Origin of the sequence: Nesterenkonia sphaerica (assembly GCF_005771565.1) — a bacterium.
GTDB lineage: Bacteria > Actinomycetota > Actinomycetes > Actinomycetales > Micrococcaceae > Nesterenkonia > Nesterenkonia sphaerica.
Genome location: NZ_VAWA01000028.1, coordinates 1 through 15777, shown reverse-complemented (window position 1 = coordinate 15777; position 15777 = coordinate 1). Strand labels below are relative to the sequence as shown.

The window sequence follows — 15777 nt, the reverse complement described above, 5'->3', positions numbered from 1 at the left end:
TGGACCAAACATTTATCAGACACGCTCTAGTGTTGAGGGTACGGGCTATGCTGCGGCGGCCCCGTCCCGAGGGGGCAGCAGAAAGCCACCGGCTTACGGCGGGGTCATTGGTGGTCGACACGAATGCGCGCGAAGTCTGGCTTGACGAGAGCCGCGTGGAGTTGACCCGGACGGAGTTCGAGCTGCTCCTGGCGCTGATCACTCAACCCGGAACCGCAAAGTCACGCCGTGAACTGATTACCCAAGTCTGGGGTGATGAGTGGCTAGGAGATGAGCATTTGGTCGATGTGCACATCGGCAATCTCCGGCGCAAGATACATGACGACCCCGCTGACCCTCGCTTCATCCATACCGTGCGCGGCGTCGGATACAAGTTACGGTCGGTGCAATGAAGCCTGACCGGCAACCGTGGGGTGCCAGGCTCGGGGTCCGGATACTCCTTGCTGCAGTTCTCGTCCTTGGCGTAGGGGCTCTGACAGCTTGGGCCGTGGCCCTTGCCGTAGGACCAGCCATCTTCCACGAGCACATGCTTATGGTTGAGACGTCCGACCCGGACCCAGAGGTGGTGAAGCACGCTGAGGAGGCCTTCGACGCATCGTGGCAGCTCTCCCTCTTATTAGCACTGATTGCCGCTTGCCTAGCGTCCGTACTGGTCAGTGTCGTCCTCGCCCGCCGCATAACAGCCACTCTGAACAAGGTGCGCAGCGCAGCGATCCGAGTGGCACACGGCGATTACGGTGCTCGAGTGCCCGAAGGCGCCATGGGCGCAGAGTTCACCGAGATGATTTCCGCATTCAACCGCATGGCGTCAGAACTCGACGAGACAGAACACACTCGAAAGCAGCTTCTGTCTGACTTGGCTCATGAGATGAGAACACCTGTCGCCACTGTCGATGGCTATCTGGAGGCGATGCTCGACGGAGTGGCAGCAGCCGACTCAGAAACCTTGACCATGCTTCGCGAGCAGACCGATCGGCTGAAGCGCCTCTCGGCAGACGTGTCGCTGGTGAGCTCTGCCGAAGAACACCGATTGAGCATGGAGACCCACGTCATCTCGGTCGCCGACCTCATCAGCGTCGCGCAGGGTCAAGCCCGCAGCTCCTACGCCGCACAAGACGTCGCTCTGCAGATTGTCCAGGAATCCGATGGTGCCCGGGTCCTCGGGGACCGGGATCGACTTTCGCAAGTGCTGACGAATCTGCTCGATAATGCCCTGCGGCACACGGAGCCGGGCGATCAGGTGATCCTTCGAGCCGGGAGCGACTCGGAGACGGTTTTCCTGAGCGTTGAAGACACTGGTCACGGCGTGGCCTCAGAACACCTTTCGCACCTGTTCGAACGGTTTTACCGGGTGGACACAGCCCGTGATCGTGCCCACGGCGGTTCCGGTATTGGGCTGGCGATCGTGCGCTCTATCGTTGAGGCACATGGCGGCAATGTCAGGGTCAAAAGCGGAGGTCTAGGGCACGGTGCTCTCTTCACAGTGGGCTTACCGCGCCATAACTGAAGCTCAGCGCTGATCAGCTATCTCTAGGATCTGACGAAGGTTCAATAAAGATTCGGTCAAGGGCCCATCTTTGGGTCCGCCCAGGCGGGGCACGTGGTTAGCCTAGAGGGTTGCGGGAAATGATCGCGCACACCGAAGACCACATTCTGACTCAGGGGGAAGCGAGATTGCCACCTCCGAGCGTGTCCTCCCACAAACACAGCGCCAGGCCCAACCTGGGACGTCTCGCCGCACTGGACGCAGCACGTGGCCTCGCCGTGGCGGGTATGGTGGTCGTCAATGTCGGGCCTCGCGGTGGCGACAGCCTGGTCGAGATGCTCTACCGCCTTCCTTACGGACGGGCGTCGTTATTGTTCATGCTCTTAGGCGGGATCGGATTCTCCCTCCTGTCCCGGCGGGCCCGGAGCGGTGAAAGTCCTATACCCGTGGGCTCTATCCTCTGGCGGGCAGTGGTGCTGTTCGTGGGCGGACTGTTGCTTCAAGCAGTGGACCACGGCGTGTCAGTGATTTTGGTGACCTACGCCGTCCTGTTCACAGCGGCGCTGCCGCTCACCAGAGCTCCCGCACAGGCCCTGCTTGTCCTTGCCGGGCTCAGCGCCTCGCTGGGGCCCATATTGTGGCTCGCGGTTCAGGAAGGCACGGACAAGGCTTTTGACCGGGATCCACTCTCAGCCACTGATTCTCCTGGGGAACTCCTGGCCGGCACTTTCGTCACGGGTCCCTATCCAGTCGCAGTATGGGTGGCCCCGTTCCTCCTCGGGATGTGGCTTGGACGGCAGGACCTGACCCGTCGAATCCTTAGCACCCGACTCATCCTGTGGGGCGCGGTCAGCGCCATCGGAGCACGGACCATCTCCTTAACACTCATCGCCTACATGGGTGAGCCCACCAGTCATCTGGTGTGGCAACGACTGATCAGCTCCGTGGCTCATTCTCAGATGCCGCTATGGCTGGTCGAAGGCACCGGCGCGGCCATCTTCGTGCTGGGACTATGTCTGAAGATTGCTGACCGCGGCACCCAAGGCTCGTTGGATCCCCTGGTGAAGCTGGGGCAGTTGGCATTCACCGCCTACGTGGGTCATCTCTTGATTCTCGCCGTCGCGGTCCGGCCAGGGCCCGCGGACGTTCCAGAAGGGCTTGTGGCCAGCATCCTGATCATTGCCCTGCTGACAGCCTTTTCGCTCATCTGGCGTCGGCTGGTTAGCCGCGGGCCGCTGGAGATGCTTCTGAGGCCGCCACGGGTGCGAAGGTCAGGCCAGTGAGCACCGACACAACCGCATCAAGCGAGAGTTTAAGTTTTCTAAAGATCCTCTGAAGAACCCACTTCTGGCACGACTGGCCGCCTCCACCTCATGTCTACTTGAGGCGAACCAGCTTTAAGGAGATCAAGACATGAAGACGAAACTCAGTGCTGTAGCCGTCAGCGTGTTTGCCGCATCTGTCGCACTCACCGCGTGCGGAGAGCCAAATCAGGACACCGAGGAACCTGCCGAGGATCCCGCTGCACAGGACGAACAAGCTGAGACTGCGAATGGCGATTTCAACGATGCCGACGTCGAGTACGCCTCCGGGATGATCGTTCATCACGAGCAGGCGGTGGAAATGTCGGACATCTTGCTGCAGACCGATGACGCCGATCCTGAGGTCTCGGCTTTAGCGGAAGACATCCGAGCCGCTCAGCAGCCCGAGATTGAACAGATGGAATCATGGCTGGAAGCCTGGGGTCATGAGCCCGAGGGTGACGGCGACCACGGTGGCATGATGGAGGACGACGATCATGGCATGATGGGCGATGGTGGGCACGACGGCATGATGAGCGAGGAAGACCTCGACAATCTTGCGTCAGCAGAGGGAGACGAAGCGTCCCGCCTGTTCCTAGACCAAATGATCATCCACCACGAAGGTGCCGTGACTATGGCAGAGGGCCACCTCGAAGCGGGACAGAACCCGGAGGCCCTTGAACTCTCAGAGAACGTCATCGCTGATCAGAATGCAGAGATCGAAGAGATGGAAGAATTGCGCGATAGCCTCTAACCATCACCAGTTCTTCCCAAGAACTCGTCGAACTACTCAGCACCCAGGAGAACCCCCACCATGACTCGGGCCAGCCACACCAGACGATTCAGCGCGACCGCCGCCGCGCTGGCAGCGATGGTGTTTCTTGCGGCATGTTCATCGGAAGACCCTTCAACCACTTCTGGGGGGCAGTGACACCGGGCTGTCAGCCTCCGGGTTGGAGGACGCCTCCGGACGTGAGCTTGTCGAAGAACTGGAAAGCCTGCCACTGGAGGAGCGCCCCACAGACTTTGTCGCATCCGTTGAGACAGAAGAAGTCGTGATGATCGAGGAGGACGGCAACGAATCATCGGTGCCCCTGCCCGAGGACGAGTTCTACCTCTCGGTAGCACCCTATGTGGACCAGACCCACGACTGCTTCTTCCACAGCTTGACCACATGCGTGGGCGAGATGGGGAACGAAGAACTGGAGGTGACTGTCGTCGACGAAGACACCGGAGAGGCCTTGTTCGATGAGACCGTTCAAACACACGACAACGGGTTCTTCGGACTGTGGCTTCCTCGCGATTTAGACGCCGAACTCACCATTGAACACGATGGCCTGACATCGACGGCACCGATCTCGACCGGTGAGGGCGACCCGACCTGCCTCACCACCTCGCAGCTCATGTGACTCAGGGTCTGCTGTGCGTCGCCTCGGCAATGAGGCAACTGGCATCAGAGCTGACTCAACCGTCTTTGCTCTGACGACGTGGTCCCGGGGTTTCTTGACTCTACCTATGGCGCACAATCTCTCGTGTGCGCGCCGGTATGAAGAGTGTGTGAAGTTCAGATCCGGATGGTTGTCCTCGTCACAACTGCTCAGTAGCGTCGAAAGGGTCCGGGGTCATCCGGCGCCGGTAGGCCTATGAAGAAGCACAGCGATGACGCACGAAACCACCACCCTCAATAATCGAAACACACCCCAATGGCACAACTGATATTCCCGTTCAGGAGCTGGCCGACTGTATCGCGGCCTGTTTCGAATGCGCACAGGCCTGCACCGCTTGTGCTGAGGCCTGCTTAGCCGAAGAGATGGTCACCGACCTGCGCGACTGCATCCGCCTCAATGTTGACTGTGCAGACCTTTGCGCGACGACTGGCAACATCCTTAGTCGCCGCACCGGGCAGGACCTCACCACGGTCAAGGCAGCGCTTGAAGCATGCAGGACCGCATGCGCAGAATGCGCCGCCGAATGCGAAAAGCACGCGGACATGCATGAGCACTGCCGCGTCTGCGCCGAGGCCTGCCGGCGCTGTGAGCAAGCCTGCACCGATCTCCTCTCGGCGATCAGCTAAAACTCACGGGTTCGCCCAGCGTGTGCAACCACGAAAGAGCGGGCCCGGTCGTGCTGGTCCGAGCGATTATTCGCGAACAGTGGTCGGCTGCGGCCCTCGGCGTTCGCTGGCATCATCACGCCCCCAGCTCACTAAGCAGTAAGCCTGGGTGCTCCCTGTTTTTTCTGTTAGGCATAGGCCATGACTTCCTCGAGCGGGGACCTCTCTTGCAGAAGGTGGCGGAAGAGCCTCTCCCGGCACTCGTCGACTCCAGCCAGCCGCATGCCAGGGGAGGGGTGTTTCGGTGAAAGTTCCGAGGTGAGAACTTTTGTTCTACATCTTGTAGAATTCATGGAGACGTAAGATGTCTCTCGACTGTTGAGCTGGGGGGTTGTGTGCACGATACGAAGTTCGGGCCGACCTCCGGTAGTGAAAACAGCAGTCCTGCTGCTCGTGGCGTGATCATCAGCTTTGTGGCAGTTGCTTCCACAGCCGTCGCCCACTGCCTGGCGGTCTCCAGTGCACCGACTCTTGGCGCTGTTCTCTTCGGCTTTGCGGTCTTGATTTCGTTTTGCATCGTGCTGTCTTTCGCCCCGCGTACTCGGCGACGCCTCGTTGCTGAGATTCTAACCGTACAGATGTTCCTGCACGGGCTTTTTTGCCTCTCAGCGGGAACTGAGACTGTCGGGCATCTACAGACTTTGCTGACTAATACCGACTGCTCGGCACTTCTGGCGCATGGTGGCGCCCTGCTTGTCACCTATGGGGCAATTCGCCGTGCTGACGAGCTGGTCGAGGCGCTACACACCTTGCTGAATCTCTCTGGCCGAGATGTACCAGAGTTTGCCGTGACTATCTTCCCGGTGCGTGTCCCTCTCATCAAAGACGTGTGGACACCCACCGCAACTCGTCCAAGCAACGGGCCCGGCTCTCTGCGCGGCCCGCCCACTCTTGTCGGCTAACACTCAGGCGGCACTGTCCTGCGTGCTGCCACCTGGAACCAAATAATTCCGAAATGGCTCTGCATGTGCTAGGCAGGCTCGATGGAGCCCCTCGACAGCGCCGTGAGGTTAACGAGAACGTGACATTTCGTGGCCGCTGAGGCCTTAGTCTCGACGTCGAACCTGGGAGCTGGCTACTACATCGACGGTGTGCTGGATGAGTCCAGAATGACTTCAATGATGCCGTAGCTCCTAGTGCTGCGTAAGAGACCGTCCTCTTTGTCACAAAAACCTGCGGGCCTGGGGGACTACGGATGCCGTCGCCGACCCCAATGGGGGTATCACGCGGTCAGTGACCCGGAAATGTTCCAAGCTCCGCAGAAACCTCACCATCACTCTGAGCTTGCGGCTCCAGTCCGTGGAGGCTCCGCGTGAGGAGAACTCAGCTCTATATCTGCACGACAAGCGAGACGACCATGAAAGCTGCATCAGCCAAAGGAAACTTTATGCCCCTCGACCCTTCTTCTGGCCGTCGACCTAAAGGCCGTACCGTCGCTGCCATCGCCATGGCATCCACTGCGTTTTTGCTAAGCGCTTGCGGTTCTGACAGTGATGATCTTGCCCAGCGGGCCTCCAACGACGGCACCAACTATGTGGCTGGCGACGGCTCCGTCGAGGAGGTGGCCCCGGAGAGCCGCGGTGAGTCGGTGGAGTTCGAGTCCACGCTCTTCGACGGCACCGACATCACCCCCGAGACCTTCCAGGGTGAGGTCAGCGTCATCAATTTCTGGTACGCCGCCTGCGCGCCCTGCCGGGTGGAGGCTCCTGATCTGCAGGAGATTCACGAGGAGTTCGAACCAGAGGGCGTGCAGTTCTTCGGTGTGAACACCCGTGACACTCAGCCCACCGCCGAAGCCTTTGAACGCACCTTCGGCGTCACCTACCCCTCTATGGAGGACCGCAGCGGCCAGGTCATCATGGCGATGACCGAGTATGCTCACCCCTCGGCAGTGCCGACCACCCTGGTGCTGGACCGCGACGGTCGGGTCTCGGCCCGCGTGGTGGGCATCGTTGAGCCGGGCACCCTGCGCGCACTGATCGACACTGTGCTGGAAGAAGATTCTGACACGGACACGGCCGCAGCAGACACCGTCCTGGCGCCTGAAGCATGACTCCGGTGCTGATGGCGAACCCCTTCGCTGAGATCATCTTCGATTCTTCGTTTCTGCTGGCTGCGCCGATTGCGCTGCTGGCTGGTCTGGTCTCCTTCCTTTCACCGTGTGTGCTGCCCTTGGTCCCGGGCTATCTGGGCTACGTCACCGGGCTCTCCGGTACGGCGCTGCACGAGCGTGCGAAGTCCCGCATGGTGCTCGGGGCCACCCTGTTCGTCCTTGGGTTCTCGGTGATCTTTGTGCTCATCGGAGCCGTGTTCACCTACGCCACTGCTTGGTTGCGGTTCGAAGGCGCGTGGGTGGTCCAAGTTTTGGGCATCGTCGTGGTGTTCATGGGCCTGATTTTTATGGGTGCCTTCGGCTTCTTCCAGCGTGAGCGCAAGATTACCCGGCGGCCACCGGATGGGCTCTTGGGTGCCCCTGTTCTTGGTGCGACTTTCGGCATCGGCTGGGCCCCCTGTATGGGTCCTACTCTGGCTGCTGTTCTGGCTCTGGTCTATGGCACTGATCCGGCCCGCGGGGCGCTGCTGGTGTTCATCTACTGTCTGGGGCTGGGGGTGCCGTTCATCTTGATCAGCCTGGGGCTGCAGCGCGGGATGCGGGCCCTGGACTTCTTCAAGCGCCACAAAGCAGCCGTGATGCGCACCGGTGGGGGCGTGCTGATCGGTGTGGGGCTGCTGATGGTCACCGGCATCTGGAACCGGTGGGTGTTTGCGCTGCAGGACTGGTTCGCCAACGAGATTGTGATGCCGATCTGATGACAAAGCCATCAACCCCTCAAGAAACAGAGGATATGGGTAATCAACCAGCCGAGCCCTCAGCTCACCAGGATAATGCTCGCGAAGATGCGATGAACGCTGCCCAGGGCACCGAGAAGAACCGCACCGGGAAGTCCACGGCTAAGCGGGATTACACGGCCCCGGCTCTGGGCTTTACTGAGATGCTGCGCTGGGGGTGGACCCAGCTGACCTCGATGCGCACCGCGCTGATGCTGCTGCTTCTGTTGGCGGTGGGTNGCACCGCGCTGATGCTGCTGCTTCTGTTGGCGGTGGGTGCGGTGCCGGGTTCGATCTTCCCGCAGCGGGTCCAGGATGCTTTTGCGGTCCAGACCTGGATGGAGGATAACCCGACCCTGGGCCCGATCCTGGACTTCCTCCAGATGTTCGACGTCTACTCCTCGGTCTGGTTCTCGGCGATCTACCTGCTGCTGTTCATCTCGCTGATCGGCTGCATTATTCCGCGTGCCCGCAAGCACTGGCAGCAGATGCGCTCAGCCCCGCCGCGGACTCCTCGGCGGCTGCAGCGGCTGCCTGAATACGGGGCACTTGAACTCGACGACGATGGGCCCGGCCCCGATCAGGCGCTTGAGGATGCCGCGAAGATTATGCGGCGTCGTCGGTATCGGGTTGAAGTCCGTCCCGATGAGGCCGGCGGCGGCTCCCTCGGTGCGGAGAAAGGTTATCTCCGTGAAGTCGGCAATATCCTTTTCCACGTCTCGCTGGTGGGGGTGCTGATCTTTGTGGCGCTGGGCGCGATGTTCAGCTATCGGGGTCAGAAGATCATTGTTGAGGACGAGGGCTTCGTCAACGCCCTGGTCGCCTACGACAACTTCTATCCCGGCACCTGGTTCAGCGAGGATCAGCTGGACCCGTTCTCCATCCAGCTCAACGATTTTGAGCGTGCTTTCGACAGGCAGCTCACAGCTGAAGGAGAGGCCGGAGCGGACTGGGGCAATGCGCTGGACTTCACTGCGTGGGTAACCGTCCAGGAAGACATCGATGCTGAGCCTGTGGAGACGACATTGAAAGTCAACGCCCCGTTGTCCTTCGGCGGGGCAAACGTCTTCCTGGTGGGCAATGGCTACGCCCCGGTGGTCACCGTGCGCGACGGCGAGGGTGAGGTGGCTTTGTCTGGGCCGGTGATCACCCGCCCAGATGATGGTGTCTACACCTCCAGGATGGTGGTCAAGGCTCCCGATGCTGATCCTGAGCAGCTGGGGTTCGTGGGTCTGTTTCTGCCCACCGCAGTAGATGGTGGAGATGGTATGGCGGTTTCAGCTGACCCTGAACTGGGTAACCCGGAGCTGCACCTGAACGCCTATTCCGGTGACCTCGGGCTTGACGATGGGACACCGCAGAACGTCTATGTGTTGGAGACTGACGAGCTTGATGTGCTGAACTCCCGGGAGGTTGAGGCCGGCGGGGTGGTGTTGGGGCCGGGGGAGACTCATGAGCTTCCTGACGGGTTGGGCACGTTGGAATTTGAGGATGTCCAGGACTACATCGCCATCGACATCACCTATAACCCGGGCGAGACCGCGATCCTGGTGTTCGCGCTGACGGCCACCGCAGGACTAGTCATCAGCCTGTATCTGCGCCGTCGTCGTGCCTGGGTGACTGCAGAGATCACCGAAACCGGCCGCACGTTGGTGCGTTACGGGCTGCTCTCCAGGGGAGAGGACTTCGGTCTCCGCGACGAGAACATCGCTCTGCGAGCCCAGTTCGAGAAGACCTGGCCCGTGCGACCACCAGCAGCCCTGGATGAGGCTGAGGACGAAGCGACGACAGGAAGGCGCGACTGACCATGCTGTTTACACTTGGGGCCATCACCCTGCCACCCATCAACATTGCACTGGCCGAATACTCTGAACTGTTCATGATGATCGCAGCGTTTATCTACACGCTTGCTTTCATTCTCTTTACCGTAGACACCGCAAAAAGCTCTACCACGATCCGACGTATTGAGGCCGAGCTTGCAGAAGAACACGAGGGCTCCTTAACCCGGAGCAGCAAGCTGACAGCGGCGGCTACCGGATCATCTGCCCCCGGCGCCGCAGACCGGGCGTCCGCACCTGCAGGCGGCAGAAGGGGTTCCTCGGATATCCCGGAACTGGTGGACCAGGACATGGCATACCTGAGGGCGCCACGTCCATTCGCCAACGCCGCAGTGGCCTTAACCATTGTGGCCGCGGCTGCCCACGCATTCGCGGTGGTGGCCCGCGGAGTCTCAGCCTCACGCTGGCCGCTGGGCAATATGTACGAATTCCTCGTCGGAGCTGCCCTGGTGGTCGCCGTGGTCTACCTGCTGGCCTTGCTCCGGCGCGACCTGCGATTCATCGGAACCTTCGTCCTCGGCCTGGTTGTAGCGATGATGGTGGCCGCTACCATCGGTTTCCCCACTCCCATCGGGCACGTCCAACCGGCTCTGCAAAGTCCGTGGCTGGCAATCCACGTGAGCCTGGCTGCACTGGCAATCGGGGTGTTCGTGCTGACCTTCGCCATGAACGTGCTGCAGCTGGTCCAGGCTAGGCGCGAAAATGCGCTGGCGCAGGGGCCATCGGGGTGGTTCGAACGGACAGTATCCCGTTGGCAGTTCATGCAGCTGGTGCCCAAGGCCTTCTCACTGGAGTCCTGGGCCTACCGCCTCAACGCCATAGGCTTCGTCTTCTGGACCCTTGGGCCCATGATCACCGGCGCAATTTGGGCCCAGCAGTCCTGGGGCCGCTACTGGGGCTGGGACCCCAAAGAGGTCTGGACCTTCGTGATCTGGGTGGTCTACGCCGGCTACCTCCACGCCCGGGCGACCCGAGGCTGGACCGGCAACCGTGCCGCCTGGCTGTCGATCATAGGTTTTGTGTGCATCATCATCAACTACGCCGTCGTCAACGTCTACTTCCCCGGCCTGCACTCCTACGCAGGTCTTCCAGAATGATCCCTCGACGAGGAGAAAGGCTTTGGCAGACATGCGAAGTCGTATCACGAGCAAGAAGACGCTCTTGCTGCGCCATCTGGGCATGGCGAGCGTTTCGGGGCTGTTGGTCTATCTGTTCTACCTGTCGTATTCGGCTTGGGGGGTCCAGCCAGCACTGTGGCCGGACTGGGGAGAGGACCATCCCTTCTGGCGAGCATGGGCACATGCTGCGTTCGTCCTGTTGTTCCTGACGTTGAGTCTCTCGCCCGCGTCGGCCTTCTGGAAGCCCGTCCAACGGTTGTTGCCGTGGCGGCGGGAACTCGGAATATGGTTCGCGGTACTGGCAGTAGGGCACGCCTACGCCATATGGGACCGTTGGGCGCGCGGGGACTTCGCAACGCTCTTCGGCTTCCAGTACGTGGAGGAGTTGGACAGATTCGTCCTGGCACGCGCCGAAGTCGGCATCATGAACATGATGGGGATGGTAATGCTGCCCATGATCATCTTGCTGGCGGTGACCTCCTCCGACCGAGCTGTGAACTTCCTTGGAGCGTCGTCGTGGAAATGGATCCACCGGAGCCTGGTGCACGTCATCTTCTACCTCGCCATGTTGCGTGGGACCCTATACTTCTTCTACTTCTTCCAGACGACCCCGCCCCAGTGGCAGGTCTACCCCTCGATCTGGTTCATGTACGTCTTCCTCGGCATGGGGGTCTTCGCGGTCTCGCTTCAAGCAGCCGCGTTCGCCAAGACCGTGCTCGGGCGGAAGCGCCAGCGGCGCGAGAGCGGGATGCTGACCGTTGCCGCAATCTCGGGTGTGGTCGCATTGATGGTCGCGCCTCTAGTGCTCATGCTGGGGACCGTAGCGTACTTCGACAGTCGCCTCCTCAAGGAGAACCCGCAGCTCACCGGCCAGGCGCAGACCCCAGGAGAGGATGCCCAAACCCAAGTCCCTGACGAGTACGCACAGAGCTTCGAGATGGTCATCGAGGTTGATGGCCAGCAGGACCGACTCTGGGTGAGGGACCTGGACGATGCACCCTCGTTCCGGCTCACCACCCAGATCGAAGGAACACCGGTCGCGGACCAGATCTACCGGGTCGAGGAGCGAACCTTGTATGTCGCTGAGCAGGGCCCGGACTCGGAACTGACCTGGTCACGGACCGAGAACGTGGAGCCAGAAGACATCGACCTCCCAGAGATGGTCTTGGAGCCAGGCGCGTGGGCCGCACAGTTCGGCCCGGGGGAACACCGGGTCCCGGGGCCGGAAGGTGAGCTGCAGGTCACCATCCACAGCGTGGATGAGCCCATCGCCGAGGAGGTCTTCGAGATCCCCGAGGACGCAGACCCGGTATTGAGGTGATTCATCGATGACTACCGCAGCGATTGTGATGATGATCGTGGCTGTGGTGACGGTGTGGGGCGGCACGGTCGCCTCGATCATCCACCTTTCCCGGAACCCCGAAGAATCCTAAGCAAGGAGACGCACTTGATATGTTTGCCGCCATGATTTCTGCGGGCTTCCCCGCCCCGCCGATGAACCACATCGACCTACCCGGGCCCTTCTCCATCGCCTTCTATTCCCTGGCAATCCTGCTGGGCATCGCTCTGGCAGTGGTGGTCGCCACCCGGCTGTGGAAGTCCCGCGGAGGCGACGGCGACGACATTCTCTCCGCCGCACTCTGGGCAGTGGTCTTCGGTATCATTGGCGCCCGGATCTACCACGTCATCAGCTCTCCCGACGCCTACTTCGGCGAAGGCGGAGACCTGCTGCGCACCGTCCAGATCTGGCAGGGCGGCCTCAGCATCATCGGTGCCGTGGCCGCCGGCTCGGTGGCCGTGTGGATCTTCTGCCGGCGCAACGGCATCAAATTCGGCGCCTTCGCTGACGCGATCGTGCCCGGAGTCATCCTGGCTCAGGCGATCGGCCGCTGGGGCAACTGGTTCAACCAGGAGCTCTACGGCGGCCCCACCACCCTGCCCTGGGGCCTGCAGATCGACACCGACCAGCCGCACCAAGCGCTGCCTCCCGGCGCCAGCGAATTCACCACATTCCACCCCACCTTCCTCTACGAATCACTGTGGAACCTGCTGGGATTCATTGCACTGGTCTGGCTCTATAAGCGCTTCCAGTTCAAACAGGGCCTGCTGGCCTGGACCTATGTGGCCTACTACATGATGGGTCGTTTCTGGATCGAATCGATGCGCCGCGACGAGCCCGATAAGAGCACCCAGTTCCCCTTGGAGTTCATCGGCCTGGACTGGAGGCTGAACCAGATCGTCGCCTTCGTCGTCTTCCTGATCGCCATCGCCGCTCTGATCTGGCTCTTCAGCCGCCGCCCGCGGACTGATGAGGCGTTGGCCGAGGAGCTGGAGATCCACACCCCGGCCTCTGAGCAGCGCAATCCTGTTGCGGGGCACAAAGTCGACCAGGACGCCCTGAAGGGGACGCCCGAAACCGACCCCAGTGGATCAGATTCTGAGACGGGGGGCGGTCAATTCCGGTCCAAGAAATGAGACGTGAACCGACGAAATCTGCACCCGGTTCGCCGCGTTCCCGGAGAAGGCTGGTCTCTACGACCCGCTCAATGAGTAGGCACACCCGCCCGTCGCCGCAGCCCGGATAGACTGTGGGAAGTCTCTTCCAGGCTCCCCAGCACGAGGAAACTGAGCAGGACACCGTACAACGGCAGGTGTCCCAGAAACTCGGTCGCCCCAAAGAGCGCCAGCGTCGCGGTGAACGGCACGGCCGTCAGGATCGCAACCACCTGCGGCAGAGCGCCGGAGATGACGAGCAGCCCTAACAAAAGCTCGACGGACCCGGCAACCACCGCGAAGGCGTCGGCGCTTACCCCGAACGGGGCAAGGAGATTGAGGAGCGGTTCCTGCTCGAGCATAGCCCGCGCCATCTCTGGATTCGCCAGCTTCTCCACGATGGCCAGGGAGATGAGGGTTACGCCCGCGCCAAGCTTGAGACCGAACGTCGCCCGGCGCAGCGTCGCCAGGTCAAGGTCCGTGCGACCTCCATCGTTCAGACGTGGAGGCAACACGAACAGAAACGCGGCGCTACCGACGAACACTGCCAGGGTGACGAGCGCCTCGGGACCCTGCAGAGCCACGAGCAGTGGCCCGGTGAGCATGATCGCTACACTCGCCGCACGGACGAGGACACCGGCGATTAGCAGCCCGCCCACCATGGCCTGCGGAACGAGCAGCAGCGTGCCCCCAACGCCCTCCGGGACGTCTATGCCAGGGTCCAGGACCACCCGGTCGAACGCCAAGACGAGAAGGCTGACACCCAGATGCGCGGCGAGAAGCCGGGGCACCCATGGCACGAGCGACCCTAACCGCCGGGCCGGCTTGATCACCGCCAGCTCGGGAGTCGGAAGACGCGCCGCCACCGGGCGCAGCAAGAGGGTCACCGCGACGGCTGCGGCCGCCGCGAAGACGACGCCCGGGCGCAGCAGCGCCCCAAAGTCCAGTGGATAGGCCTCCGGGGCGTTGACGAACCACTCCTGGTGGGCGCCTGCCGGCACAGCGCTCCCTGCCACGACGATCCCAACGATTAAGGCAACCACGGTCCCTCGAGCGACCACAGGCACGATATGACGCCTCCTAGGAACCATCAAGGGGATGAGTCTCATCCACGCGAGTCCAGCGTCACGACAGGGTTGGGCGTAAGGACCTGAAAGCAGGCCCACATTGGGTTCCCCGTTCCTGCATGCCGAGCCGTGGCACTCCTACGTGGGGTTATCGCCTGGACCAAACAATTATCAGACTCGCTGTGCCAACGGTGCTGAAGCGCACTGGGTTTCGTTCCGTGGTTAGACGGGCGCGGGCGCGGTCGCCTTGAACCGTACTGGGTTTAGTTCCGCTGTTGACGTGTCCTGGGTTTGGTTCCCCTCAGTTGTGAGAATCTGACACAACCCTTAGGAGGGAATATGCCCCGTCAGTACTCGCATCAGTTCCGTGAACGCGTGCTGTCTCTATTGGATGAAGGCCGCCGCGTCGATGACCTCGCCAAAGATCTCGGCGTCTCTGCTGCCACGATCTATAAGTGGCGCCGCCAAGCCCGCGTTGATGCTGGTGAAGCCCCTGGCACCACCAGCGAAGAAGCCGCTGAGCTCGCCGATGCCAAGCGGCGTATCCACCAGCTCGAAGAGGAGCTGAGAGCAACTCGGCTGGCAGCATCGATGCTGAAAGATCAGGGCATCCGCCCAAAAGGCGGTTCCCGGTCGTCGAAGCCTTGACCGGGCAGGGCATCAGCACCAAGACCGCCTGCCACGTCCTGCGGGTTACCGAGCGCGGCTATCGGGCATGGCGGGACCGGCCAGCCAGCCAACGCACGCTGCGGCATCAAATGCTGGCAGAGACCGCCGCCAACATCCACCGGGCCTCGCGGGGCTGTTATGGCATCCGCAGAGTCCATGCTGAGCTGGTCCATGGCCTGGGCATCCCGGTTGGACGAGACCAGGTCGCCAGAGTCATGCAGGACACCGGACTACGAGGCCTTTCCGGAACCCGAAAGCGGTATGTGAATCGTGAGCATCTGATCACCACCGAGGACCTAGTCAACCGCAACTTCACCGCCACCGCTGCCGATCAGCTCTGGTGCACCGACATCACCGAACACCCCACCCGAGAAGGCAAGGTTTACTGCTGTGCCGTCATCGACGTCTACTCCCGCAGAATCGTCGGTTGGGCCATCGACACCAGGCAGACTACCGCCCTGGTGCTCAACGCCTTGGACATGGCCGTCGACGCCCGCAAACCGCACCAGACCGTGGTCCACTCCGACCACGGGACCCAGTTCACTTCATGGGCCTTCAGCAACCGACTCCGGGATGCTGGGCTGGTCGGATCAATGGGGACCATTGGTGATGGGTATGACAACGCGATGATCGAGTCCTTCTGGGGCACCATGCAGGTCGAACTACTCAACCGTAAGAAGTGGAAAACACGCCTGGAGCTGGCCAACGCAATCTTCGACTACATCGAGATCTACTACAACCGACAGCGTCGCCACAGCGCCCTAGACTGGAAGACGCCAGAGAGCTTCGAAAAGCCTCTGGCGCTCCATGCCCTAGCCTCTTGAATTCTCATATCCCAGGGGAACAGAACCCAGGACACGTCA

The 15777-nt window shown here is 61.5% G+C and carries 15 protein-coding genes and 1 pseudogene; 15 read left to right on the top strand and 1 reads right to left on the bottom strand.

The window, feature by feature from the left end; genetic code table 11:
* The 14 genes from FEF27_RS12480 to lgt form a co-directional block, all read left to right on the top strand.
* On the top strand, positions 1-392 hold a 392-nt coding region (locus tag FEF27_RS12480), incomplete at its 5' end, for a winged helix-turn-helix domain-containing protein (protein WP_138171210.1).
* 140 nt (positions 393-532) lie between these two features.
* Positions 533-1507: a sensor histidine kinase gene (locus FEF27_RS12475; RefSeq protein ID WP_243729237.1), complete on the top strand. Its 975-nt coding sequence runs from the start codon at positions 533-535 to the stop codon at positions 1505-1507.
* A 182-nt stretch (positions 1508-1689) separates the two neighbouring features.
* Positions 1690-2769 (top strand): DUF418 domain-containing protein, encoded by a 1080-nt coding sequence (locus tag FEF27_RS12470; RefSeq protein WP_166430020.1) that lies wholly within the window; start codon positions 1690-1692, stop codon positions 2767-2769.
* Positions 2770-2899: 130 nt separating this feature from the next.
* Positions 2900-3541 (top strand): DUF305 domain-containing protein, encoded by a 642-nt coding sequence (locus FEF27_RS12465; protein ID WP_138171207.1) that lies wholly within the window; start codon positions 2900-2902, stop codon positions 3539-3541.
* 127 nt (positions 3542-3668) lie between these two features.
* Positions 3669-4196, top strand: a complete 528-nt coding sequence (locus FEF27_RS12460) for a CueP family metal-binding protein (protein ID WP_138171206.1) — start codon at positions 3669-3671, stop codon at positions 4194-4196.
* Positions 4197-4471: 275 nt separating this feature from the next.
* Entirely contained in the window at positions 4472-4861 is a 390-nt protein-coding gene (locus FEF27_RS12455) for a four-helix bundle copper-binding protein (protein ID WP_138171205.1), read from the top strand.
* Positions 4862-5235: 374 nt separating this feature from the next.
* The gene (locus FEF27_RS12450) at positions 5236-5802 is read left to right on the top strand and encodes a hypothetical protein (protein ID WP_138171204.1); all 567 of its coding nucleotides are present in this window, start codon (positions 5236-5238) and stop codon (positions 5800-5802) included.
* A gap of 545 nt (positions 5803-6347) precedes the next feature.
* Entirely contained in the window at positions 6348-6953 is a 606-nt protein-coding gene (locus tag FEF27_RS12445) for a TlpA family protein disulfide reductase (RefSeq protein WP_243729236.1), read from the top strand.
* A gap of 11 nt (positions 6954-6964) precedes the next feature.
* Positions 6965-7711 (top strand): cytochrome c biogenesis CcdA family protein, encoded by a 747-nt coding sequence (locus FEF27_RS12440; protein ID WP_138171212.1) that lies wholly within the window; start codon positions 6965-6967, stop codon positions 7709-7711.
* Positions 7711-9534, top strand: a complete 1824-nt coding sequence (gene resB / locus FEF27_RS12435; RefSeq protein WP_424991689.1) for a cytochrome c biogenesis protein ResB — start codon at positions 7711-7713, stop codon at positions 9532-9534. Before FEF27_RS12440 ends, resB begins: the two co-directional genes overlap by 1 nt.
* 2 nt (positions 9535-9536) lie before the next feature.
* On the top strand, positions 9537-10664 hold the full coding sequence (gene ccsB, locus FEF27_RS12430) for a c-type cytochrome biogenesis protein CcsB (protein ID WP_138171201.1): 1128 nt from the start codon (positions 9537-9539) through the stop codon (positions 10662-10664).
* A gap of 22 nt (positions 10665-10686) precedes the next feature.
* Positions 10687-12006 carry a ferric reductase-like transmembrane domain-containing protein gene (locus FEF27_RS12425; RefSeq protein WP_208009876.1) on the top strand — a complete coding sequence of 440 codons (1320 nt, stop codon included), beginning with the start codon at positions 10687-10689 and terminating at the stop codon, positions 12004-12006.
* Positions 12007-12013: 7 nt separating this feature from the next.
* Positions 12014-12118, top strand: coding sequence for a methionine/alanine import family NSS transporter small subunit (locus FEF27_RS12420; protein WP_138171200.1), 105 nt, complete (start codon positions 12014-12016; stop codon positions 12116-12118).
* A 19-nt stretch (positions 12119-12137) separates the two neighbouring features.
* The gene (lgt, locus tag FEF27_RS12415; protein WP_138171199.1) at positions 12138-13160 is read left to right on the top strand and encodes a prolipoprotein diacylglyceryl transferase; all 1023 of its coding nucleotides are present in this window, start codon (positions 12138-12140) and stop codon (positions 13158-13160) included.
* Between the two features lie 68 nt (positions 13161-13228).
* Here the strand turns inward: lgt and FEF27_RS12410 are convergent, their stop codons facing one another.
* Complete coding sequence (locus FEF27_RS12410; RefSeq protein ID WP_138171198.1) at positions 13229-14287, bottom strand: hypothetical protein; 1059 nt, start codon at positions 14285-14287, stop codon at positions 13229-13231.
* A 297-nt stretch (positions 14288-14584) separates the two neighbouring features.
* Here FEF27_RS12410 and FEF27_RS12405 point away from each other — a divergent pair.
* Positions 14585-15738 (top strand): annotated as a pseudogene (locus FEF27_RS12405) (IS3 family transposase).
* Positions 15739-15777: the final 39 nt, after the last annotated feature.

Excerpts from the sequence above, each read along its gene's own strand:
- FEF27_RS12475 (WP_243729237.1), top strand. The coding sequence starts at position 533 with ATGGTTGAGACGTCCGACCCGGACCCAGAGGTGGTGAAGCACGCTGAG.
- FEF27_RS12465 (WP_138171207.1), top strand. The coding sequence starts at position 2,900 with ATGAAGACGAAACTCAGTGCTGTAGCCGTCAGCGTGTTTGCCGCATCT.
- FEF27_RS12445 (WP_243729236.1), top strand. The coding sequence starts at position 6,348 with ATGGCATCCACTGCGTTTTTGCTAAGCGCTTGCGGTTCTGACAGTGAT.
- FEF27_RS12440 (WP_138171212.1), top strand. The coding sequence starts at position 6,965 with ATGGCGAACCCCTTCGCTGAGATCATCTTCGATTCTTCGTTTCTGCTG.
- ccsB (WP_138171201.1), top strand. The coding sequence starts at position 9,537 with ATGCTGTTTACACTTGGGGCCATCACCCTGCCACCCATCAACATTGCA.
- FEF27_RS12420 (WP_138171200.1), top strand. The coding sequence starts at position 12,014 with ATGACTACCGCAGCGATTGTGATGATGATCGTGGCTGTGGTGACGGTG.
- lgt (WP_138171199.1), top strand. The coding sequence starts at position 12,138 with ATGTTTGCCGCCATGATTTCTGCGGGCTTCCCCGCCCCGCCGATGAAC.
- FEF27_RS12410 (WP_138171198.1), bottom strand. The coding sequence starts at position 14,287 with ATGAGACTCATCCCCTTGATGGTTCCTAGGAGGCGTCATATCGTGCCT.